Source organism: Vibrio cionasavignyae, assembly GCF_050337155.1.
Lineage (GTDB): Bacteria > Pseudomonadota > Gammaproteobacteria > Enterobacterales > Vibrionaceae > Vibrio > Vibrio nomapromontoriensis.
In genome coordinates, this window is the sequence record NZ_JAKJSR010000016.1 from 36,802 (window position 1) to 60,278 (window position 23,477).

A 23,477-nucleotide genomic window follows, 5' to 3' on the forward strand; every position below is an offset into this window, starting at 1 on the left:
CTCCTTAAAGTGTGTCGTAGTAGTCTTTCACATGTTGTGTTTCACGATATCCCGTTTTCTTTGCACTGCTATCTAACGGTGTATCTGCTACATCACTACCTGCCGCCTGCGCGGTACCTGTAATGACGGCACCCGCGACCGCAGCAGTCGTTAATCCTTTTAAAAGATTACGTCGGCTTTCATTGCATGTGCTCTGTTCATCTTGCTTGTTTTGCTTGCTCATAGTTTGCTCCCTGAGTGGATACCTTGTACTTAATAAGCACAGACATCTCTAGTAAGCTGAATAGTTAAGTTAAGCCTCACGCTCAACTTACTAACGATTAAACGGTCATTACTTAGTGGTAATGTTCTTTACATCAATTTTCATTTTTGCTTTGGTAGACACTGGGCTAGTCGCATACTTCACCTGCTCTACATCGAAAAACGCAGCCATCAAAACCGCTACAGCCTTATAAAACTGGGCACTTGATGCCGACTCCATTTGACGACAGAGCGACCCATACCAAGTGGCAAGATGTTGATTAAAAAACGCCTTTGCTTCGGGTTCACTCTGTTGTTCAATTAACGCTGCCATCACTTCGCATATCGCGGCAATATGGTCTTCAGGCTCCTTTACTCCGTCCTCTCGCTCCAATCCTAATTGAGTCAGAGTTTGTCTTAACGCAGCGAGCGGTTTCTCCATTAATGAACCAGTCAGATGCCAAGAAGCAAACGGCACAACTTCACCTTTACCAATACCAATAAATAAATCTTGATACTCATCTTCAAGCGCGCTGACCTGTGCTTCTTTGGCTGCAGCAGATAAATCCTGCCATGCTGCTGTCATTTGATTGATGCCACTTTCGATTTCTAGATGGGCTAAAAACTCCACTAGATCCCTATCTGGCGCTTGACGGCAGAGTGTTGAAATCAAGAGATAAATGTCACTTCGCATTTCATCATGTTGTTCTTCCATCAACATCTACTCCTAAATTTTTAATTGTTGTTCTGGGTTTTCAGCCATTGCTTCGAATACATCTACGACGCGGCAGTCTTCACACATAGCGATACGGCGTAGCGACATTTCGTCTGAAAAATGAGAGTGACCACGTAACTTATCTTGCAGCATGGTAATCATAGACTGTGGCGCGAAAGGTTTGCCACAACGTAAGCATTCCGCCGCCTTTTCTTCATGGATAGCGACAACACTTTGGCGAGACTCTTGATTCCAATTAAGTTGTTGCGATAGAGATAATGCTGATTCGGGACAAGCCTTTTCACACATCCCGCATTGCACACAATCTTGTTCTATAAAATCTAGCGCAGGCCTGTCGCCAGTGTTATGCAGCGCTTTTGTCGGGCAAACCGCGACACAGCCCATGCACAATGTGCATTTATCTGTATCACAATTCACCGTACCAAATGGCGAAGTGGAAGGAAGAACTTGGATGGTTTCAATAACGGAATGTTGAGATGCCAACGCATCAAGAGAGGTGTAAAGGCGTTGTCGTTTGTCACCTTGCACGTCGCCGACATTCACACCAAGTGACGTGGTAACGAGTGTGGGCAACCCTTCTCGCAACGATTCTAAGTACAAGATATCAATGGTTTCTCGAGCAAGCCCTAAATTCTCAAGTAACAATTGCGCCATACCTACTTCACGATTCAGCACAGTTTGAATGGTTTCCGGCATATGACGACTAGCTGCAAATAACACTTGAGTCGCGCCGTTAACCAGTGCAGCGAGCCAAGTGTCAATTCCGACTGAAGGTAACTCTTCCACGACGACAGGAATCACATGATCGGGTAATGCTCGCAATGCCATCACGTTGTACGTTTCATGCCTGGAACTACAAATAAGAATAATGGCATCTTTGCCACCTTGTTTGTGATAGTTCGCTAACGTTCGTTCGATGAATTTTTGCGTCTCTTTAGGCGTCGGTAGTGCGTAATGAATGGCTTCTGTCGGACAAGCCGTGGCACACGTACCTACGCCTTGACACAAGTAAGGGTTAATTTCTATCTTGTGGCCAATCTTATCGTTACCTTCACTAGATAACGCACCCGCAGGACATGCATCCACACAACGCTCACACCCTTTTACCCCACGAGAGCTGTGAGCACACAAATCGGTATCCAAGCGGAAATACTTTGGCTTATCGAATGTCCCCATGAGTGTTGGAATCACTTCCAACGCCTCAGCAAGAGATGGATAACCTCTTCCTACTGGGTAAAAGCCCGGTACGGGGACCTGCTCAGACATGCAGCCGTTGAGAGTGTGATCCAACACAACATCAAAACAATCTCGCCCTACTGATACTTCCGCAAGATTGATAGTTTGCATATTGTTTTGGACATTAACGGTAAAGGTGCCTAGAAACCCCGAAATTTCAACGCTATCTGCAAAATAGAGGTTGGGATAGCTCTCACTCGTGACACCATCAGTCGAAAGCAATGTAAGCGAATGCATCGCCGTTAACTGCTCGGCCGTACTCGTTATAATCGCAGTCGGGCCGACGATAAGGGTATCGCCCTGGCTTTCATAGCTAACGGTAGGAGGAATAAGATTGGTAAGCTCTACGGTATTTTCAAACGCGTAAAGACGAGCCAGTCCGTTCGTGGTTGTCGATTCTTCTAATAATTTTTTTATCATTGCATCTTCCAGTGCAGGGGTCTTTGCCCCATCGCTTTGACGTTAAATCGTCACTGTAGACACAAATTGCAATTATTGTTCCAACTAGAAGTTCTCTCGATTTTATAGCCGATCAGCTGATAAATGGATAAATATGCCCAGATTACTTCTTTTATCATTCAAGTTAGCTTGGGTTATCGTTTTATTGCACACCGTTGATCGGTTTTATTTATCGTGGTGAGACAATTTGTCTTAGTTATATGATTTTATCACTAAGACAAAATGTACCTATTTTTTGTGTGGTAAATATTGTCTCAATCAAAGTGTTAGTCTTTAGCTACACCGTCATCTTTACGAGCTTCAACCTTCATTTCATCATTAACACTTGAAACGCTTGAGCTCGTATCAACATCCGTTACATCTTCTGATCGCGTTTGCTGAAGTTCACCCTTTGCGTTGTTATTTTGTTCCGCTTCATGGGCATCATCACCACTTGCTTGTTTTGCGTCATCGGCATGCTCATCATCGATCGCTTGGGCATAACTGTCATGATTGTCCTCTACGCTTTTAGGGCGTGCTGTATCACTATCCAGCTCTTCTACTTTCTTCACCCATTCTCTAAGTGTTTCTGCAACACCTGCGGCGAGAGGCTTAACCGCGGCATAGTCATGATCATAATCATTGAGTCGATCGACGACATTAAATTCGGGACTCAGAAACATTTTGCGTAGTGCCGCCTTTTTGGCCGCTTTATCAAGCCCCGTCTTAGTCATTAACTCCGACATTGAAAGCGACTCTATAGGAATATCATCGCCCTCACTGCCATTATTATCGCTCTCATCGGCACTATTACTGCGTTCTGTCCCCTCATGCTCGCAGTCCTCACCAATAACAGCAGGCTCGTCAGCATCTAAGTGACTTTCACGACTGCCTAGGTCTTCGATACGTGATTCTGATACACGGGTACTCTGACTAGTACCTTCCGGCAACTGTACATCATCGGTATCGCTAGCAGGGTCTAAGTCCCCTGATAGGATCGTTTTATCTGTTTCTAGCTTGCGCTGTGACCAGCGTGAGAGAAAACTATTTTTCACTTGAACGCCCCGCACCTTTGCGTTTTTTTCGTCTGACTTCTAACAGCTCTCCATGCCTACCAATAAAGGCTTCCATCCAAGCTTGTATTGGCAACGGCATCGTATTTGACAGAACTAAATAGTCCCCATCCATAAATGAGCCAGCCACACCTTGAGACGCAGTGACAACGACAGGTGTTAAATCTAACTCATCATGATTATCAAACACGACAAACAATTTAGGTGATTGGGAACTTAAATTAAAGCGGTAGTCTGTGCGTTCATCTTTGTATAGTTCTAGTAAGCCATACGGCCGGCTAACATCAACATCAGACAGGCCAAAACCGTTGAGTTCCCTTTGGGTGGTCATCCAGCGACCGACTTGTTTTTCAGTGGCAACAACGTCAATTTGTAGCGGCCATTGGTCGTCATTTTTTTCCGGTAACATCTAATACTCATCTCGGACTAAGTTTGTTTATAACAGTGATAACTAGTGATTTACCAAGCCGATGAGGCATACAATCACTTTTGAGTCATCAGCGTCAGTCATTGGCATTTAATTTGCTTTTCTTGTTAACTAAGTTGCTAATTACTGATTACGAAGCAATAATCAAGCCAATAGGTTGAGTTAGTTGCTCTTCTTAACCACTATTACAGTTGAACAAAAGGACAAATTGCGTGGTAAAGCCAAATATTATTAGAACAAGCGAAAATCCTTTACAAACAATGGAAGTGGAAGTTGTTGACGAATATGGTGAGAAGCTCGTCAAGCAAATCGCCTGCGAACGTCCGCTTACCGTGATGCTAAACTGGAAAGAAATCGTCACGTTAATGACCCTAGGCTCTAGACCAGATTCTTTGGTCCTAGGTTATCTAAAAAATCAGGGCTTTTTGTCTGATCCCAACGCCGTCGAGTCACTCATTATCGATTGGGAAACCCATTCCGCCGCCGTTATTACAAAAGAGAATACAGATTTTTTGGAAGAAGCCTTAAAGAAAAAAACCGTCACCTCCGGTTGTGGGCAAGGCACTATGTATGGCAACGTGATGAAACAGCTGGATGGGTATCAGGTTCCACAAACTCCGTTAAAACAGTCACAGATTTATGCCACACTCGAGGCGCTCACCCACTTTAACGATACGTACAAAAAAGCAGGTGCCGTGCATGGATGTGCGATTTGCCAAAATAATCAAGTCCTTTCGTTTGTTGAAGATGTAGGGCGCCACAATGCGGTAGATACGTTAGCAGGTGAACTATGGCTCAACGAAGAAACCGGTGATGATAAGATTTTTTACACCACGGGGCGACTCACGTCCGAAATGGTCATAAAAGTCGCGCAAATGGGGATCTCTGTTCTTCTTTCACGCTCTGGTGTGACACAGATGGGGTTAGACCTAGCCAAGCAGTTTGGTATTACCACCATCGCTCGAGCTAAAGGGCTACGTTTCCAAGTATTTACGGGTAGCGACAAGATTGATTTTGACGTTAAGGGAGCTAAATAACTAAGGCCTCTACTGATAGGCCCTCGAGTACTAAAAACTCGCTAAACTAATGAAACAGCATCTTCGATTACATCTAACAGTGTAAAAAAAGGCAGACCATATAAATATGGCTGCCTTTTTATTTTGATTTGTCGACGATAGTCCGTGTTTTAAACGTCTAAGTGTCTTAAACGTCTAAGTGTCTTAAACGTCTAAGTGTCTTAAACGTCTAAGTAACGACAACACTCTCAAGCTTACGCATCACCGCGCATTTTTAGGAACTCTTCGTATGTGCCTTTGAAGTCATTGATCTTGTTATCTTTGATTTCAAGGATACGCGTCGCCAAAGACGATACAAATTGTCTGTCGTGCGATACGAATAACAATGTACCTTTGTAGTTCTCAAGCGCCAAGTTTAATGACTCAATAGATTCCATATCCATATGGTTTGTTGGTTCATCCATCAACAACATGTTTGGTTTATGCATCATTAATTTGCCTAGAAGCATACGACCTTGCTCACCACCAGACAGAACTTTCACTGACTTTTTGATGTCATCTTGGCTAAACAGCATACGACCTAAGAAGCTACGAACCACTTGCTCATCATCGCCTTCTTGACGCCATTGCCCCATCCAATCTGTTAGATTTAGATCTTCGGCAAAATCGTGGGCGTGATCTTGAGCATAGTAACCAATATTTGAGTTTTCTGACCATTTATACGTACCAGATTTTTGCTCAAGTGCGCCTGCAAGCGTGTTAAGTAGGGTTGTTTTACCCACACCATTCTCACCAATAATGGCAACGCGCTCGCCAACTTCAAAGATAGCGTTAAAGTCTGACCAAAGCATTCCGTCATCAAAGCCGTTAGACAGTTCTTCAATAATCAGAGCGTTACGGAACAACTCTTTCTCTTGCTCAAAGCGAATGAATGGATTTTGACGGCTTGATGCTTTCACTTCATCAAGTTGAATCTTATCAATTTGTTTAGCACGAGACGTAGCTTGTTTCGCTTTCGAGGCGTTGGCAGAGAATCGAGAAACGAACGTTTGAAGTTCTGCAATTTGTGCTTTTTTCTTCGCGTTATCAGATAATAAACGCTCACGAGCCTGAGTCGCGGCAAACATGTATTCGTCGTAGTTACCAGGGTAAACACGTAACTCACCATAATCTAGGTCAGCCATGTGCGTACACACACTGTTTAAGAAGTGACGGTCATGCGAGATAATGATCATAGTGCAGTTACGCTGGTTAAGCGTGTGCTCCAACCAACGGATAGTATCCATATCCAAGTTGTTCGTTGGTTCATCAAGTAGCATGATATGTGGGTCAGCAAATAGTACCTGAGCCAAAAGCACACGCAGTTTCCAACCAGGCGCTACTTCACTCATTAGGCCATAATGCTGCTCTAGTGGAATACCTACCGCTAATAGTAATTCACCGGCTTTTGATTCCGCCATGTAACCATCAAGTTCTGCAAATTGAACTTCAAGGTCGGCAACTTTCATACCATCGTCTTCACTCATTTCTGGCAACGAATAAATACGATCACGTTCTTTTTTGATTTCCCAAAGCTCTTTGTGACCCATGATAACGGTGTCAACAACAGAGAACTCTTCGTAAGCAAACTGGTCTTGGTTCAGTTTTGCTACACGTTCATTAGGATCACAAGAAACGGTACCACTGGTTTGCTCTAGCTCACCGCTTAGAATCTTCATAAACGTGGATTTACCACAGCCGTTCGCACCGATTAGGCCGTAACGGTTACCGTCACCAAATTTGATAGAAATATTTTCAAACAGTGGTTTAGCACCAAACTGTTGCGTGATGTTAGCGGTTGAAAGCACAAGCAATACCTTTGAGAATGAACAAAACTGCGCAACCCTACAGGGAGTTAGCCTAGGTTGCAAGTAACAAAGTGACGTCACCGCAAGCTTTTTTCCGTAAAGCTAAAGCTTTTACTGACAAAGTGACCACGGACTATTCATTTCTAATACAAATTCTAGTCGTTTTCAATTTTCTACTGCCAAAATGAGCGAAGTCCGATTACGGTAACTACACTATATAACTATGACAATACCAATTTATACAGTCAGTTACAGGCAGTGTGCACAATCATGAAAAAGCTCATTATTACACTATCGTTACTCACCTCTCTTTTTTGCTCTCACGCAATGGCTAAGTGGGAATATCAAGATGAGACTCTCCCGGTTTTATCGCAAAGTGCGATTGATATGGGGAAGGAAGTCTCCGCGTTTCCCAACCCGTTATTCTTAACGCCCTCTGAGCAATCTAAAGTCCGACGTTTGTTGTCAGTGACACTGGAACTACAAGATGATGAGATTCGTGCGTTCGAAGCGTCGTTGAAAGAGTACCGCCACGCTTCAAAAGAAAAAGAGGAACGTTGGTTAGATGTCCAGAATCACTACTTAACCTTAGGAAGTTTAAGTCTAAGTAAACAACGCTTACTCGACTTAGCATCGGATCGCACTCGAGATCAACTCACAGGCTTTGGACCTGATGGCGTGACTCAGTTTAAACAAGAGCTAAAGCTCACTGCGCTAAACGCTGAGTACTTTGTATTTTTGCAATTTATCAGTATTAAAACGCTAATTAAAGAAATCTTCATTTCGCCTATCCCTGTTATTTGGGCGGCGCTTAAAGTGTTCTTTATCTACTCATTGCTGATGTGGTGGTTAGCCAATCAGAAACGTTTGTTTGAACAGTTCAAGCAGCACGTTGCTTCCAACATGTCTAAGCCCCCTATTTGGGTTCGCATCATTTGGTACATCGGGCGCGCGAGTCGCGCTATCGCTTGGTTAATAGCGCTGACACTGTCTCTACGAGTGTTAAGTAGCATCGATGCCCTTGAGCATCTCATTTATCTAGAGATTTTCACGTGGTGGGTACTGGGTGGCTCTATTGCTATTAGCTTTATTTTGGAGTTTGCTCACCGCAATAGTATGGCGTCTAGTCCGGAGATTGTGGCATTACGTCTCTCTACAATCCGACGCTATGTCTGGAGCTTTATCTTAGCGGGCGTAGTACTGCAAATTTCATCTGAAACACTCGGTAAAGGCACCATTTATTACTGGATATACAGCCTTTTCTCATTTTGGTTTGCCTTTATTACCGTGACCGTCTTAGTGATGTGGAAACCGATCGTGTTTCAATCATTGGAACGCGTTAATGAGAAACCGCTGATTGTCGTTTGGGCGTCAAGAAAAAAAGATACGTTATTTTTAGGTATTATTGCCACCACCATTGCGACGATTTGGCTCACCATTCACCACTTAAAAAACCGTTCTATAGGGCTACTCTCAAGAAATACCTTTTTCAATCAGGCATTAACTTACTTATTCAAAATTGAAGTAGCTAAGCAAACTGGCAGTAAAGGAGACCATAATTTAGTCCGTGTCCGTGGGGATGATGCGTTTAAGTACATTCTTCCCGGTAATGAAGAAAGTCCACTCGTCGATTACGCCACAAATGAAGTAAAACAGCTATCGCAATATCTACTCACCGATAATCCAGCCATCTGCGTCATTACAGGCGAAAGAGGTGTGGGTGCTACACGCTTACTTCAACAATTATTGGCTAAAACGAAGAATGCTGAACCCATCTATATCAATTGCCCGCTAGCGGGTTACAACGAATTATTGGTTGAGTTGGCGATCAGTTTAGGATTGGAACCTGAGACCAGTGAAGTGAAGATCCTCACTTTGTTACGTAAGAGCGAAATCCCCTACCTCATTGCGATTGATAATTGTCAGAGGTTAGTTAAGCCAAAGGTAGGCGGGCTCAATGACCTCATTCGCTTTACTAATCTGCTGCGTCGCTCTAAGAAAAATCACCGCGCGGTATTTGCCATAGAGAAAGCCAGCTGGCGCTTTGTAGACCGCGCGCGTGGCGAACGTTTGTTGTTTGATTGGGTTGCCTTTTTACCTAGGTGGAGTGAAACACAAATTCAAAAACTGCTTGATACTCGTATCAATCAAACTATCGAGAAACCGTTAAGCTTTGACGGGCTCGTCGTTCCGAAACAATGGGACAACGACAGTGAAACTGAAGAAGAACGCGCACGACAAGGCTTCTATCGCATCTTATGGCATTACTCTGATGGTAACCCAACCGTTGCGTTGCGCTTTTTCAGGTTGTCTTTGAGAAGAGATAAAAGCAACGGTCATGTTGTTGTGCGACTTTTTCATGCTCCAGAATCAGAAGAATTGGAAAAAATGCCAAAACCTATGCTTGCCGTGCTGCGATCGATTGTTCAGTTAGAAGCAGCATCACCCGATGACCTTTCAGATTGTACTCAGCTCACTATATCGGAGGTAATCGGTACTTTACGTTATTTCCAAAGCCGAGGTTACATTGAATGGGCTGAAGATAAAGCGCGGGTCTCCGATCACTGGTTTAGACACATTACTAATGTTCTAGACCGTCAACATTTACTCGTTAAATAACAGGGCTTTCTCTTATGAATAAATGGCTATACGTTATCGCCCTACTGCTACTTTCTAGTGCTGTTAATGCTGAGGAAGCGATCGCATCTGTCGAAAATATTACCCAGTTTACCAATTTAATTCGTTGGTCTGGCGTGATCTTTAGTGTCCTTATCATGATGGGCACTTGGCTGCTCATCAAATTTATGAATTCAATGGTAGAAAGTATTGGGGGGCAGTTCGTTCAATATCGCATGCTGCTTCAAAAACTGCAGTCTTTTCTACAGTTCTTCATCTATATGACGGCAGGCTTGGTCGTATTCATGCTTAGTTTTCGAATCAATGACCATATACTGGCGCTAATAGGCGGCACATTGGCGGTGTCTGTTGGCTTTGCACTAAAAGATCTTGCTGCTTCGTTTATTGCCGGACTGACCGTTATGATTGACCGTCCGTTCCAGGTTGGTGACCGTGTCACATTTGAAGGCAATTATGGGGATATTACTACCATTGGTTTACGCTCCGTTCGAATGAGGACATTAAATGACGACATCATCACCATTCCTAACAACAAATTTCTTAACGAAGTAACGGTCAGTGGTAACTATGGTGCATTGGATATGCAAGTCGTGATTCCGTTCTACGTTGGCATGAACGAAGATATTGTCATGGCACGTAACTTGATTCAGGAAGCGGCGTCGTCTAGTCGCTATATTCATCTGCCTAAACCTGTTACGGTATTGGTTAAACAAACGATTACAGACAATTACTTAGCGGTACAACTCACCTGTAAAGCGTATGTTGTAGACACCGCGTATGAAAAACTCTTCGAAACGGATATTACCTTACGTGTGATTGATGAATTTCGTAAACACAATATTAATGCGCCACAAATTGCGGTGCAGAACCATAATCGCACAATAGAGTAGCGAGCAAGGTAACGAGATCAACACACTCGGTATACCTACACAATTATAACGATATAAACGTACTTAAAGGATTATGCATGCGTTTTATAGGACAAAGTATAGTGGCAGCGTCATTGCTCACTTCATCGCTTTCGATGGCAGCGGATAAGGACGAGGAATGGGAGTTTCTTGTCGTATTTCCAATGTTATGGGCACCCAGCATAACGGGTACAACGGGCCCTGCAAACGACAAGATTGATATCGATATTCCTTTTGATAACATTGTTAGCAACTTAAACTTCGGTTTAATGGGGGACTTCTATGCTCAAAAAGACAGGTGGTTATTAGGTGTTCGAGCGAATTATCTTCATGTCAAAAATGATACGGATACTCAACCTGGGCGCTTCGTTCCTAGCTTCAATGTTGATTTAAGTGCTCACATGTCGCTAAACGACTTATTCGCTGGTTATGAGGTCACCCATGGGCTAGTGCTGCTGACTGGAGTGCGTCATGTATACAGCAAAATTGATGTTAATGTAGGCGCTAATAGTGACCGCCCATTTTGGAATGATAAAAACGGTACCATCACATCCAGTTCCCACCAATTCGACTGGCTGATTGGCTTAAAGTATGCCCATCAGTTTGGTAACAACTGGGGGTTAAGCTTAACAGTGGATGCGGGTATTGCTGGTGACAACGATATAAACCGCGGGCTCAATCTTGCTGGGACGTATAGTTTTAGTAAGCACAATAACCTCTGGTTCGGCTATCGATATCTAAACCTTCAAAATACGACCGACAGTACAAACGGTCCGGTAGAATTAGATGTGACCCAAAAAGGCCCAATGATTGGCTGGGCATACATGTTTTAGTTGTGCTACTTCTAAAGCTCACCTCCTCATTCAACATAAAAGGGACTTAACGACTGGCTGTAGCACTCTTAAGTCCCCTCTTTATTCCATTTAACCTCGTTTGACTTGAAGAAACGTCGCGAGATCAATATGAAACCATAGTTCTTCTATATCTTGTACTCTAAACAATACGACCATAATTCACCTATCTCTTTACCCGGCATTAACTCGCCCCAGCACACACTACGTTCAAAGAGAACTGTACCGTATGGCTACCAGCTGTCAGTTCATCTTGACCGTTTTGATTGACGTAAATTTTAATATTAGTAACATTTTGAATCCGCGGTACATCAAATTCGAAGCTATTACTCGTCAAATCGCCTGTATCTATAATTTTGTCGCGAGAAGTATCAACAATGGTCCAATTAAAAAACGGATCACCGTTAATATCTAGTAACTTCCCATCCTGATAATCTACGACTGTTGACACAGAAATTGTATCTACCACGTTATTAATAATATCAGCGGAAGCGGGATCATCATCGGAAGATACCCTATCTTCACCATGGAACTCACCGATAGTTCCGCTCTCATCCACTACCGTTACCCCACATTGACTCGCAATATTGGTATTAAAATACACGTCATTCCCACCAGAGCTATTCGCAATAGCTCCCCCAGACGCAAGAAGCGTCGTAAGAAAAATCAGTTTTTTTGTCAAAATCAAGTCTCCTAAATAGTAAACGCCAAGCTTCTGCTAGCTTGGCGTATAATATTTCGGGATTGAAATCGTTACTTATCATTTTACGACAATTCAAAGATTGTTGGTGAACAAGTAATGGTGTGAATTAATGACTTGCTGCGCGGTTAGAACTGATATTTTAATCCGGTTGACTCAAGAGTTTCGAAGATCCCACGCTGGCGACTTGACGTTCGGCCTTTTGAGCCACCCGCCTCCCTCAATTTGTACCTCATTTCCAACCATTCGGCACTTCCCCACTGTAAAGAGTCTTGTTTCAGTAGCGAAAACTGTAAAGTAAGCTGCTTAACGAGCGCCTCGCCACTGAGAAAAAAACCCACTTCGTTATTGTACAAAAGCGAACGAAAATCCAAATTGGTCGTTCCCACGAATGCGCTATCATCGATAATTAAAAACTTAGCGTGTAACTTTCCATAATACTTATCACCGCCAATGAGAATCGAGTCTTGTTTTCCTAATTGATAGAACTTAACTTGAGGATGCTGCGTTAACTTCTTCCACCCATTCGACTGAATGAACTCAGGGTTTTGCTCATTATTTTCAACCTCATCATCCAACCATTGTTGTTGCGTATTGCTGTCCATCATTAAGATATTTGGCGCAGTATGCATATCAATAACAGCTTGGGTGAAATAATTATCACTAGTGAGTACTGAGTTAGTGATAACCTCTATACGTCGCTCTGGATCTTTTTCCAACCATGCCAACGTCGTATTGAGATCACGCTCTAGGACGCCTTCATCCTTAAGTAAATCAGATTGTAAAAACAGATAAGGCGAAACAATTTTAATCGTTTTCACATCTTGTTTGGAGTAAGCAACCTTAGCTAGGATTCCACTAATGGAATTCGCATTGGCCCGTTTATTACTCGAGTATTGACTCACTTCATCTTCCGCATTGAGATTATCCAGTTCATGGGCAAACTTAGCGTGGCTTAGGTAATAATCTTGTGTTAAATAGTCATCGATATTTTCATAGGCCTGCTTAAATTCCGGCAATTGATGCAATACCTCTAGTGACGTAAGAAGATGCTGCTTGTCCTTGTTGTAACTTGTCCATGTATCCAGCTTCTTGTTACCTGGCTTAGTAAACAACACGGAAAAATAGTATTCACTTAACTGAGCCGGAGACTCCTCTGGTGTTGCAGCAATAGGCGGTCTAACCACAATCTCAATATCACGAAATGAGGTTGGATCTGGCTGACCCTTAGCATCAATACCATAGTAATGAAGAGACATATTTCGACCACCAGTGATCACATAGGCACTATCACTGTATGCGGCATCGACAATAAATAACTTGTCATGTGAACGATGATTCCACTTTGAGTCCGCTTGAGTTAATGCATTAAATACGACCGCTTGAACCCGCGCTTTTTGGGAGGTTAGCTTACCTTGTCGATCGGTAACATATCCCGCTTGTTTCTCGCATTGCATTAACCCTTTTAGGTTACCATTATTCATACTATAGGAGCCTAAGCTATCGACCATTATCCTAATATCAACGCCACGTTGCACGGCTTGGCATAGTGCACCTAATGTCGCACGCCCCGCTAAATCGTCGGCAAAAATATAGTAAGTAATGTCAATGGTATGTTTTGCGTTCTCTATCAGGTAAATTTTGCTCGCTAAACTTTTTATGGCAACATCGGTTTCCGTGCCGATTACCTTGACTAACGCTTTCTGTACTGGTAACTCAGTCTCTGAAGCGAGCTTTAGGTAATCACTTTTTAGATCATCCGGCGCCCGCCATCTCCTCTGTTCCATAAGTGCGGCCGTCCATGCATCATCTGATATCGTCGCTAAACGGGCATTCGATGTACAACCAATAACCACTCCGGCAAGGAGGAGTGACGAAATCCTTTTCCACATACTGTCTGTTCCTAATTCATCATATGGCGATTGAACTATATTAATTTTTATCTACTTTCAGGCTTCATCATCTGCCCATTAAATTTTAATATTTGCCAGTTTCTCGTTTCAATAAAATACGCAGCAACAACCATGTATATCGCTACAATGAGCAACAAACCAAGGCGAATCCACATTTTTTCGTCGATTACGCCTGAGCTCATCATGGTTGTTCCAATCAGTACTAACGCGGTATTAAATGCCGTGCTATATATTGGCGCTTTAGTCGGTTCGCTATACATTTTCTTCCCGAACACAATGGCCATGAGGCTAATGCACAGTGTATAAAAGGTCATTGCTGGTACCAGTGCTAATACACCAAACACACCAATGGCAATGACGCCGCCTATTGCATTACTGATCAATAAAAAAGCGCCAAGCTTTATCGACTTTTCTCCTGTAATCATCAATGATAGCAAGGCGATAAATATCATCGATAATAATGCCTCTGATATTTGAAATACGAAGAAAAACACCACAACGGGCAAGGCAATAATTGAGGCACGCATCGCAGAGAACCACCGAAACTCCTCGGTCATCGCTGGAGTCGCTGGTGTAACTTGCTCTACTTCAGTTTCAGGAAGATAAATATGCATTAGAGCAAAAACCGCCACCGCCACAGCACCCGATGCACTTAACCCAAACCCAAGAAAAACGGCAACAGCAGGACTGTCTATCGCCATAAATGGCAGCATTAATACCGCCATTAGTAAGATTGTTGCAAACAGATTCCACTTAGGATCTAGGAACAGATAATAACCTAACGTCATTAGCCCACCGACACCGATAAGCAGTGGAATTGGATAGTGAGAAAACCCCATACTCAACACAATGCCAATCGCTACAGTAGCAATCATCGCCAGCAGCAATTCATACACCACGCTTTTATTCATGGTCTTTTTCTCAAAGAGAAATTTAGCCGTGAAGATCGGGGCAACAAAGGCAAGAGGCCAATCAATCCAAGCCGCCAGAAAAGTCGCTATCCCAACACCAAAAGCAAAGCGAAAAATCCGAGTTTCTTGTAATCTAGTTTCTAATAGCCTAGACACCAACTCTGGGCTATGGCTTCTCGACTCCACGTTATCGGACATAAGACATCCAACTGACAAATCGAATCCATAGTTTACCTAAGCTATTGAATACAAAATTATCGCCAGTATAGACAACAACATCGGCTTGACCGCCAATGCGTAGCTGCCCCTTGGTATCTTCTGGATTGAATTCAATCATAACGGGCAACATTTGTGTTTGGCGTAGCCAACCTGTTTGATTATTTGCTTGTGCTAATTTCCCAGCTTGATTACTTTGACCCCAATCTACGCCCCAATCCACACTTGAAATCGTTCCTTTAACCACTTTCCCTGGAGCAAAATCTAATGCAATTTCAACCTCATCACCAGCTTGGATATTACCCAAACTATTTTCTCTGAAATACGCTTCAATCCAAATTGAGTCTGTAGAAATAAATGTCATCATTGGCTGCCCAGTGGTGGCGTAAAAGCCTTCCGATAGACTGAAGTTAGACACGCCGCCATTCGTAGGAGCACGAACGGTTGTTCGCGCTAAATCAAGTTGAGCTTTTTCTAACGCCAACAACGCTGCTTTGATTTGACTGTTTTCTTCTCCAGCACTGCCTAATTGTTTATTGGCTTTATCAAGATCGGCTTGCGCATTTTGGACATTCGCACGGGCTCTTGCCAATGCAGCACGAGACTTGTCCGCTTCAGAAACTGAAATGACCCCCTTTTCCGCCATAGCAAGTACACGCCGGGTTTGCAGTTCAACATTGTCTTTTTCAACTGAAGCACTCGTAAGTCGGGCTTGCGCCGCAGCGATTGATGCCGTTTGAGCCCCAACATTCTGACCTGCTATCGCTAAGTCCTGTTCGGCTTTTTTTACCGCAATTTCATAATCTACAGGGTTAAGAGTGACTAAGACGTCCCCTTCTGCGACCAATTGATTAGGCCTCACCAGTATATCCGTCACCTGACCAGACACCTGTGGCTTAATTGGAACCACATAGCCTTTGACTCGAGCATTGTCAGTTGTAGGAATTATCCGATCTGACGCAATACTCACGACTACTGATAGGGCGACGACTCCAAGAAGCAAATTGGTTACTTTTCTTACTCGTTGCTGGCTGTTTTGCCCTTCTTGACTCGCTTGCTCAGCGTCCTTATCCGAAACCTGCTCTTCGGCATCACATTTTGGCTCAATTTCTTTACTCATTTTGTCTTCCTTGCTACAACCTTCAACAATTCTTCTATCGTTATATATAGACTAAATATGCTAGCGATCAACAGTAATACATTGAAAAAACGATATTTTTGTGACCATACCGACCATTAGCCGTACTACTTTTCGTTGTTATAAAGGATAAAATAATTGCCCTAATAAACTTGCCATATTGCGCCAATCATCCGATGCTTATAGTCATTAACGTGGGAAATTAGTAAAAGGAACACTCCCGATGACATCGACGCTCAGTGAGACAAAAAATACTGAACCCGTACCCATGATTAAATCAGGCTATGCTCGGATTATCGTCGAGCTGCTTGCGGAAAACCATTACGACGCCCACCAGCTTATTCATGAGTCAGGGTTGCCACCCGATCTTCACGATTTAGACAGTGAGTTTTTACCCGTTGAGCCCATTCGCCGATTGCTGTTTTTGTCGGCGCATCAATTAGGTACAACAAATTTTGGCGAGTTGCTAAAAGTGGCAATTAGGCAAAAATTAGTACCTAAATTACTAGGGGAGTTTCAAGAATTTTCTACAGTAAAAGAAGCACTTATCTCATCAAATATGATCTATCAATACGATACTGTCGGCACGACGACAGGTGTAGAAGAAGTGCACGGCAGAACTTGGTATCTGCGTTATAAGCCATTTGAAGACAACGAACTTTACTTATGGTCTGAAGTCTTTGCCTTAATGTATGCGATTGAATTTATCCGCGCTTTAACCAAAACAAATTGGTCACCTAAACAAGTGAAGCTTCAATCAAGCAATATCGATGTGTTTAATTTGACCATTGGCAAAGACATCCAATACTTCGTTGGCAATGATAAAATGGCGATTTTGATCGATGACGATATACTCAAGCAAAGCGTCAGAATCACTAGTAAAGATATCGCCAAACAAGAACCGCTAGTGACTTGGCACGCCAACTTTACCGACAAGGTGTTCACTTCCCTACTTCCTTATGTTCGTGAGCACAATTTAACCCTCGAACAAGCAGCAAAACTGCTGCGCATGACTCCACGGACATTACAACGACGCCTTAATGAAGAGAGAACAAACTTTAGACACATAAAAGACAACCTTCTTTTCACCGTCGCTGTTGAAATGATGGGAGAAGAACTTTCTTTAACACATGTTGCAAACCAACTCGGGTATTCTGATATCTCTCATTTTTCCCGTGCTTTTAAAAGAATCAGTGGTCTAACACCAAAGCTATATCAAAAAACAATTCTCAGCCTAAATAAGGTTCATCGCCAACCTTAATCCCACCTTTACCTATTCGCTATTATTTCTTCGATGGCATGAAATGGTAATTAATCTATCCGGTGTCGCATTAATATTCACTATTAATTCAAATAAAGAGTGATGAAATGCGACTTTTAATACCATCCATCGGTTTACTGATGCTAACCACATCATTCGTAACTCAAGCCAATGTACACAAGTGGAAAAACACGTCATTTGACGCGTACTCAGACAAAACTCAAGTCAAATTCACGCTATTGAACCGGTCAAACATCAATGCCAATTATTTTCTGAGAATCGACAAGAAAGTCTTTCCTCAGAAGATCCCATTGAAGCCTAACGAAGAAATTGAACTCGACGTCACGGTTAACACCCCTTCGGGTACCACGTCAGAGAAATACATTTGCACCAAGATGGTGTCTGATTCACCTAATACGTATGAAGTCTGTACCCAACTGACGTTTAAAAGGTACTGACTATGCAATTCCAACATTTTTTGGTTTTATGCGTGCTCGTTCTATCAAACGCTGCCTTTGCTAACCCTATTCCGTCGGTATCAAACCCCTCGGGTACCGACAGGATTCGCACTTCCGGCGGCGCAAGTTGTGAACAAGCCGTATCTACAGGTAAAACATTTCAAGTAGGAACCTATGGAAGCAGCGGTGCCGATAACCAATACAACGATGGTAGCGGCTATGACCCTTACCATAATTATTACAATGAAGATGATAAAGGGATTTACGCCGCGGTCACTATTCAGTTTGGTGGAGAGGATCGTATTGATTGTACCAAGTTGTATCGCTATGAAATGCTACAGCGAAAACGTGAAGAAGAGCTCGCTCAAGCGGAGCATGAACTGAAACTACTACAAATAGCAGCAGAGAAGCAGCGGCTATTACAGATGAAACAAACCAACACGTCATTTGCGGAGTAAACATGACTATAAATAGCAATACAAAAAAAGTGAGCGTTCCTACCCTTACTCTAAGCTTGCTTGCCACATCTCTACTCACATTCACAAGCTACAGCTATGCCGATAGCAACGATACTGGAGAAGTGTATTTTAGAGCAAATGTCGAGTCTCAGTGTGGAATAAAAGTAGAAAAAGAAAATGGTACTCTAGGATTTCGAGATTATGGGCAAGAAGCCGCAGAAATTAAAATTATTAACAACAGCCATGATGGTCAAGTTCAATTAAAACTCACTGATATCGACTTCGATGATGAAGACTATTTTGCACCTATTCATAATCGATTGTTTCACTTTAAGGTTTCTGGGGATATTACCAAAGAAGGTTCCGTATCTGATTGGTTAGTAGGGCAAACCTTTGATCACGATGATCTTGGCGGAGGGCATAAACTCGAAATTCAAGCCAAAGTCGATCTCGACGAAGCCGATGCGGTAGCGAAAGAGGACATCGTACTTGAGACAGAATGGACGGCTTATTGTATTTCTTAAGGGGAATATTTTGAAAAACACGTTACTGTTTAGTTCATTGCTTACGTTTAATTCATTAATTACGTTTGATAGTTACGCTCAGGTACTTCCACCTGAGCAAACCGCCCATTATCAATTGGTTTGCCAAGGTGCATTGAACGCTCATGGACTGCGACTGTTTGACGCATTAGCAAATAGTGAATTTCTAGATTGGACATTAATAAAAACCGCCCAACAAACCAGCCGTGTCAATTACACGAGAACTGTCGACACCTTAGGCGAACGAACCGTTCATTGCGACGCTGTAATTCAATATCAATATGACCACAAAAACGTGGTCATTAAAACCATGTATGTAGTAGATCAGGATCGTGATAGCGTTCGTAGTGAGTTAGCTGAATTGGATGAAGCGGTGCGCGATTTCCTTGTTCAGCTAATGGTGTGATACATCGATGATAAAAAATCTACTTTTTTCCCTTACTATTGTTTGTATGCTGATGCCACTTAGTGAAACGATGGCAGCCCCCGGTGAATTGCATTTCAAAGCTCACGTTCCTGAGCGCTGTGGTATTGAAGTGATAGATAGTGGCGGCGAACTTTCCTTTGGACAGTATTACTCGGGTCGAGCGATACAATTAGAGGTTGAGAACAACATTGAACGAGGACAAATACGACTCAAATTAAATTATGCCGATTTTGGCGAATGGGCATCTCGACTATCGCCAGATCTTATTCGATTTAAAGTTGAGGTACCGCAAACTTATGAAGGCGATATAGAGTATTGGAGAGACGGAGTTGTGCTAGATAAACAACAACTCGCTCATGATAATATCGTTAAGATCTGGGCTCGTATTAACCTTGATGAATCCCAAGTCCCCGCAGGTGAACTCGTTATGCGGCTAGAATGGAGTACTGAATGTGTTAGATAGTAAGGCAGCCAAGCCACCATGACTGCCCTACTGCTAACTGCTAACTGCTAACTGCTAACTAGTAGATGATGATCGGTTTTATTTGGTAAGTACAAGGTAAATTGGCTTCCTTTACCTAGCTCGGATTTTACTTTTATCTCACCACCTGTTTGACTCAAGATACTTTGCGATACGGATAAACCCAATCCAGTACCGTCGCGCTTAGTGGTAAAAAATGGGTCGAAGATTCGCTTCAAATTAGCATCTGAAATTCCACAACCTTCATCGATAATATGAATTAATGCGCCAATTTTTTCGCTTCCTTCAATCCAGTCTTCACTTAATACTGTAAGACGCCCCTTGCCCTGCATCGCATGTATCGCGTTCATTTGCAGGTTAACCAAAATTTGCAGCAATTGGTGACGGTTAATTTCTACTGGTGTTTTCGCATGTAAGTCCACGTAAAATTCGACATCTCGCTTCTTTGAACCCGTACGAACGAGAGTCACGCTCTCATCGACAATGGGGTTAACGTGCTGCCAGGTCACTTCATCTTGCACGCCACCTTGTCGGCTATACTGCAGTAAACTTCGGGTAATGTTTCGAATGCGGTCAATCTGCACTAAGATCGCGTCCACCTCTTCTTCAACGGCGCTAACATCATCACCAAGCTCAAATTTTAGCAATTCCACGTTACCTAAAATTACAGCGGTAGGGTTGTTAATTTCATGAGCAATCCCTGCCGTTAGCTCCCCCAAAGCCGCCAGTTTTTCATTAACAATTAGCTTATCTTTGGTTTGATTCAACAAGTGAATGTGCAGCTCTAGCTGCTCAGTTTTGTCCTTCAAACTCGCGGTTCTTGACGCCACTTTAGCTTCTAGCTCATGAGCGGCTTCTTGAATTTGCTCATTGCGATATTGTAACTGATTAAGCATGTTATCGAATTGCCGAGCAAGTTGACTTAACTCGTGCTGACTATCTAATCCAATATCACCGATACGCTCTTCGTCTTTACCAAGCTGTACCATTTTCACCACTCGGTGAATTTGCTCAATGGGTTTAAAAAGACCACGCGCACCGCGGTAAACAATAAATCCAGACAGTAATAATATAGTGACGATGATGGCAGTCACCTCACCGACATTGGTTAAATAGGTTTTTAGCAATGGCCATGCTCGGTAGCCAGTATAAGCGATACCGACAATATTATTATCCATATCACGTAGTGCATCATAGCCGGCAATGTACCAAGTATCATAGACATAGGCTTTATCGATCCAACGTTGTCCTTGTTCAAGGACACTTTTGCGTACTTCGTCAGAGACGATAGTGCCTATTGCTCGGCGACCTTGATATGACGCTTCAATCGGAACATTCGTCGCCACCCGTAAATCTTCTAAAAAGATGGTTACGGTACCCTTAACATGGCGAGCTTGGCTTGTTTCTGAGTAAATGGTGTCCCGAATGCTGTCAACAAGTTCAAGGTTATTATTGAGCAATACCCCACCATCAAGATAACCAACCACGTTACTCGTATCATCAAATATCATAATTACCGAGCGGCTAACCAACGAACGCGTTTCTAATGCTTGCGTCGCCTGATGGCGCACCTCAGAATGCTCAGCAACTTGAGGCTCTAAAGCAAAAGCATCTTCACGTTTCAATACATCAAAAAAAGATCGTTGGCTCGCCATCTTTTGATAGTGACGAGAGTCGGCTTGTGGATTAACGGTACCTTTTATATTGGATAAACTTTGAATTGGAATCCAGCGTAAAAAATCGAGTTGATAACGCGAGTTTTGCAACTTAACCCATTCATCAAACTCTTGAGAAGACTGTATATGAGCAAGCCGCGTACGAAACTCATACGACTCTGAGAACGCCTGTAGGTGTTCGTGCTGCTCATTTTGTAAGCTATCCAGCTTGTCGGTGACAATATTCAGCCGCTCACCAACATCAACCAAAGCGCTTTGCCATGTATAGTGAATAGACCAATAGGCTGTAATCGCGAACATGGCAATTAGGGTAAGGACAATGGGGGCAGACGTAAGAAACAATAGTCGATAACGCACCATTGTCTGAGTACGAAATCGCCATCGGCTGACTAAATAACTATTAATCCTCATTCGACAGCCTGCATTCATCCCATTCCTTATACTTACGCTCTAGTGTTTTCCTCGCGACGCCTAAATCACGAGACGCAGCAGACTTATTACCAGAATGGAAATCCATGACTTGTTGTATGTGCGCCTTCTCAACATCTTTTAAGGACCATGAATCTGGATAGCCAAATTGAGACTCACCAGATCCGCTTGTTGCAGGTAGCGTGGTGATATCATTGGATGATAACGTTATCGCAGCGCTGACTACGGGGCCATTTAGCTCTCTAAAGTAATGCGCTGGCGGCTTACTAAGCAGTATACAGCGCTCTAACATATTCTTGAGTTCTCGTACATTACCCGGCCAATCATAATCTTGCATGGCATACATATCTTCATGCGCCCAGTTTGGCTCGGTAACGCCCAACTCTTTCGCCAACATCCTTGTTAAATACGGGACTAACTCGTTCAAGTCGCTGAGTCGTGTGCGCAATGCCGGAACTTCGATCTTTAACACGTTCAAACGATAGAATAGATCTTGCCTAAACTTACCGTCTTCAACTTCTTGTTGTAGATTTCGGTTGGTGGCTGCGACGATTCGAACATCAACACTGATTTCTCGCTCAGTACCAACGGGTCTCACAGTACGCTGTTCAAGCACTCTCAATAATGATGCTTGCATAGCTAATGGCATTTCACCAATTTCATCTAGAAACAATGTGCCGCCACTGGCCACTCTAAATAACCCTTCACGACTTTTCTTAGCGCCAGTAAACGCGCCTGCCGCATGACCAAACAGTTCACTTTCCAGTAACTCTGGTGCTAATGCGCCACAGTTAATCGCCACATAAGGCCCCTTTCGTTTGCTGGCATCATGTAGCCCTCTTGCCACTAACTCTTTACCTGTACCTGACTCACCTTCTATTAACACCGACGCCTTTGAGGGCGCAAATTGACTGATGAGTTGTTTAAGCTGCGTGGTTTTAATAGAGGAGCCAATTAATTCCTTGGAAACTCGGCGGTTAATATCATGACTTAATGCTGCGGTAACACGTTCAGCGGAACGCTTGTCCATACAACGGCTAACAGCTTGAAGCATTTGTTGAAGATTAAATGGCTTCAAAATAAAATCCGACGCGCCCAATTTAAGTGCGCTAATGGCCACCTCTAAATCAGCATAACCCGTCATAAAGATGATATCGGCCTTGCGATCCGCATCATTGAAGGCTTCTTCCCACTCAATACCTGAACGTCCCGGCAAATTTATGTCTAGGATAATCAAATCATAGTGGTTCTTAAGCCGCAGTGCTTCTGCTTCCTCCACACTACCGGCAGTGTCAACATGACCAAAAGCTTTGCCGAGCGCTTTTTTTAGTACCGCTTGCATGCCAACTTCATCGTCAACGACAAGGGCCGAAAAGGCAAGATAAGGGGACGCTTGCGCGTGGGAGTTTTCAGAAGAGTCAAAAAATGTCATAAATACTTGTTATTATTCCTATTTGA

22 protein-coding genes are annotated in these 23,477 nt (G+C 43.1%); 10 read left to right on the plus strand and 12 right to left on the minus strand.

All coding sequences use genetic code 11. The annotated features are described in order from the left end of the window. Positions 1 to 4 precede the first annotated feature (4 nt). The 5 genes from L4D74_RS12715 to L4D74_RS12735 form a co-directional block, all read right to left on the minus strand. Positions 5 to 223, minus strand: coding sequence for a twin-arginine translocation signal domain-containing protein (locus tag L4D74_RS12715; RefSeq protein ID WP_428752450.1), 219 nt, complete (start codon positions 221 to 223; stop codon positions 5 to 7). A 108-nt stretch (positions 224 to 331) separates the two neighbouring features. Then, positions 332 to 961 (minus strand): TorD/DmsD family molecular chaperone, encoded by a 630-nt coding sequence (locus L4D74_RS12720; RefSeq protein ID WP_428752451.1) that lies wholly within the window; start codon positions 959 to 961, stop codon positions 332 to 334. Between the two features lie 6 nt (positions 962 to 967). Continuing rightward, positions 968 to 2,632, minus strand: coding sequence for a 4Fe-4S dicluster domain-containing protein (locus tag L4D74_RS12725; protein WP_428752452.1), 1,665 nt, complete (start codon positions 2,630 to 2,632; stop codon positions 968 to 970). A gap of 305 nt (positions 2,633 to 2,937) precedes the next feature. Continuing rightward, complete coding sequence (locus L4D74_RS12730; protein WP_428752453.1) at positions 2,938 to 3,705, minus strand: DUF3306 domain-containing protein; 768 nt, start codon at positions 3,703 to 3,705, stop codon at positions 2,938 to 2,940. Then, positions 3,695 to 4,132 (minus strand): DUF3305 domain-containing protein, encoded by a 438-nt coding sequence (locus L4D74_RS12735; RefSeq protein WP_428752454.1) that lies wholly within the window; start codon positions 4,130 to 4,132, stop codon positions 3,695 to 3,697. The genes L4D74_RS12730 and L4D74_RS12735 overlap by 11 nt, the downstream gene beginning before the upstream one ends. A 230-nt stretch (positions 4,133 to 4,362) precedes the next feature. On the opposite strand from L4D74_RS12735, the gene L4D74_RS12740 reads away from it, so the two are divergent. Beyond that, positions 4,363 to 5,187: a formate dehydrogenase accessory sulfurtransferase FdhD gene (locus L4D74_RS12740; RefSeq protein ID WP_428752455.1), complete on the plus strand. Its 825-nt coding sequence runs from the start codon at positions 4,363 to 4,365 to the stop codon at positions 5,185 to 5,187. Positions 5,188 to 5,420: 233 nt separating this feature from the next. Here L4D74_RS12740 and L4D74_RS12745 read toward each other — a convergent pair whose 3' ends face one another. Then, entirely contained in the window at positions 5,421 to 7,013 is a 1,593-nt protein-coding gene (locus tag L4D74_RS12745; protein WP_428752456.1) for an ABC-F family ATPase, read from the minus strand. A gap of 270 nt (positions 7,014 to 7,283) precedes the next feature. On the opposite strand from L4D74_RS12745, the gene L4D74_RS12750 reads away from it, so the two are divergent. The 3 genes from L4D74_RS12750 to L4D74_RS12760 all read left to right on the plus strand — a co-directional run bounded on the left by L4D74_RS12750 (position 7,284) and on the right by L4D74_RS12760 (position 11,391). Beyond that, a complete protein-coding gene (locus L4D74_RS12750; RefSeq protein WP_428752457.1) occupies positions 7,284 to 9,632 on the plus strand; it encodes an ATP-binding protein in 2,349 nt (782 codons plus the stop codon). 14 nt (positions 9,633 to 9,646) lie between these two features. Next, positions 9,647 to 10,540 (plus strand): mechanosensitive ion channel family protein, encoded by an 894-nt coding sequence (locus tag L4D74_RS12755; protein ID WP_428752458.1) that lies wholly within the window; start codon positions 9,647 to 9,649, stop codon positions 10,538 to 10,540. 77 nt (positions 10,541 to 10,617) lie between these two features. Beyond that, on the plus strand, positions 10,618 to 11,391 hold the full coding sequence (locus L4D74_RS12760; protein WP_428752459.1) for a hypothetical protein: 774 nt from the start codon (positions 10,618 to 10,620) through the stop codon (positions 11,389 to 11,391). Between the two features lie 202 nt (positions 11,392 to 11,593). Here the strand turns inward: L4D74_RS12760 and L4D74_RS12765 are convergent, their stop codons facing one another. The 4 genes from L4D74_RS12765 to L4D74_RS12780 all read right to left on the minus strand — a co-directional run bounded on the left by L4D74_RS12765 (position 11,594) and on the right by L4D74_RS12780 (position 16,269). After that, complete coding sequence (locus L4D74_RS12765) at positions 11,594 to 12,091, minus strand: hypothetical protein (protein ID WP_428752460.1); 498 nt, start codon at positions 12,089 to 12,091, stop codon at positions 11,594 to 11,596. Positions 12,092 to 12,237: 146 nt separating this feature from the next. Continuing rightward, positions 12,238 to 14,001, minus strand: coding sequence for a phospholipase D-like domain-containing protein (locus tag L4D74_RS12770; RefSeq protein ID WP_428752461.1), 1,764 nt, complete (start codon positions 13,999 to 14,001; stop codon positions 12,238 to 12,240). Positions 14,002 to 14,048: 47 nt separating this feature from the next. Beyond that, a complete protein-coding gene (locus tag L4D74_RS12775) occupies positions 14,049 to 15,131 on the minus strand; it encodes a DUF2955 domain-containing protein (protein ID WP_428752462.1) in 1,083 nt (360 codons plus the stop codon). After that, positions 15,121 to 16,269, minus strand: a complete 1,149-nt coding sequence (locus L4D74_RS12780) for an HlyD family secretion protein (protein WP_428752463.1) — start codon at positions 16,267 to 16,269, stop codon at positions 15,121 to 15,123. The genes L4D74_RS12775 and L4D74_RS12780 overlap by 11 nt, the downstream gene beginning before the upstream one ends. A gap of 241 nt (positions 16,270 to 16,510) precedes the next feature. On the opposite strand from L4D74_RS12780, the gene L4D74_RS12785 reads away from it, so the two are divergent. The 6 genes from L4D74_RS12785 to L4D74_RS12810 all read left to right on the plus strand — a co-directional run bounded on the left by L4D74_RS12785 (position 16,511) and on the right by L4D74_RS12810 (position 19,896). Beyond that, the gene (locus L4D74_RS12785) at positions 16,511 to 17,548 is read left to right on the plus strand and encodes an AraC family transcriptional regulator (protein WP_428752464.1); all 1,038 of its coding nucleotides are present in this window, start codon (positions 16,511 to 16,513) and stop codon (positions 17,546 to 17,548) included. Positions 17,549 to 17,655: 107 nt separating this feature from the next. Then, positions 17,656 to 18,006 (plus strand): hypothetical protein, encoded by a 351-nt coding sequence (locus tag L4D74_RS12790; RefSeq protein ID WP_265677043.1) that lies wholly within the window; start codon positions 17,656 to 17,658, stop codon positions 18,004 to 18,006. Positions 18,007 to 18,008: 2 nt separating this feature from the next. Further along, positions 18,009 to 18,464 (plus strand): hypothetical protein, encoded by a 456-nt coding sequence (locus L4D74_RS12795; protein WP_428752465.1) that lies wholly within the window; start codon positions 18,009 to 18,011, stop codon positions 18,462 to 18,464. A gap of 2 nt (positions 18,465 to 18,466) precedes the next feature. Then, complete coding sequence (locus L4D74_RS12800) at positions 18,467 to 18,988, plus strand: hypothetical protein (protein ID WP_428752466.1); 522 nt, start codon at positions 18,467 to 18,469, stop codon at positions 18,986 to 18,988. A 10-nt stretch (positions 18,989 to 18,998) separates the two neighbouring features. Further along, complete coding sequence (locus L4D74_RS12805) at positions 18,999 to 19,412, plus strand: hypothetical protein (protein WP_428752467.1); 414 nt, start codon at positions 18,999 to 19,001, stop codon at positions 19,410 to 19,412. Positions 19,413 to 19,419: 7 nt separating this feature from the next. Further along, positions 19,420 to 19,896 carry a hypothetical protein gene (locus L4D74_RS12810; protein WP_428752468.1) on the plus strand — a complete coding sequence of 159 codons (477 nt, stop codon included), beginning with the start codon at positions 19,420 to 19,422 and terminating at the stop codon, positions 19,894 to 19,896. 47 nt (positions 19,897 to 19,943) lie between these two features. Here L4D74_RS12810 and L4D74_RS12815 read toward each other — a convergent pair whose 3' ends face one another. Beyond that, positions 19,944 to 22,001, minus strand: a complete 2,058-nt coding sequence (locus tag L4D74_RS12815; protein WP_428752563.1) for a sensor histidine kinase — start codon at positions 21,999 to 22,001, stop codon at positions 19,944 to 19,946. Further along, positions 21,991 to 23,451: a sigma-54-dependent transcriptional regulator gene (locus L4D74_RS12820; RefSeq protein WP_428752469.1), complete on the minus strand. Its 1,461-nt coding sequence runs from the start codon at positions 23,449 to 23,451 to the stop codon at positions 21,991 to 21,993. The genes L4D74_RS12815 and L4D74_RS12820 overlap by 11 nt, the downstream gene beginning before the upstream one ends. Between the last annotated feature and the right edge of the window lie 26 nt (positions 23,452 to 23,477).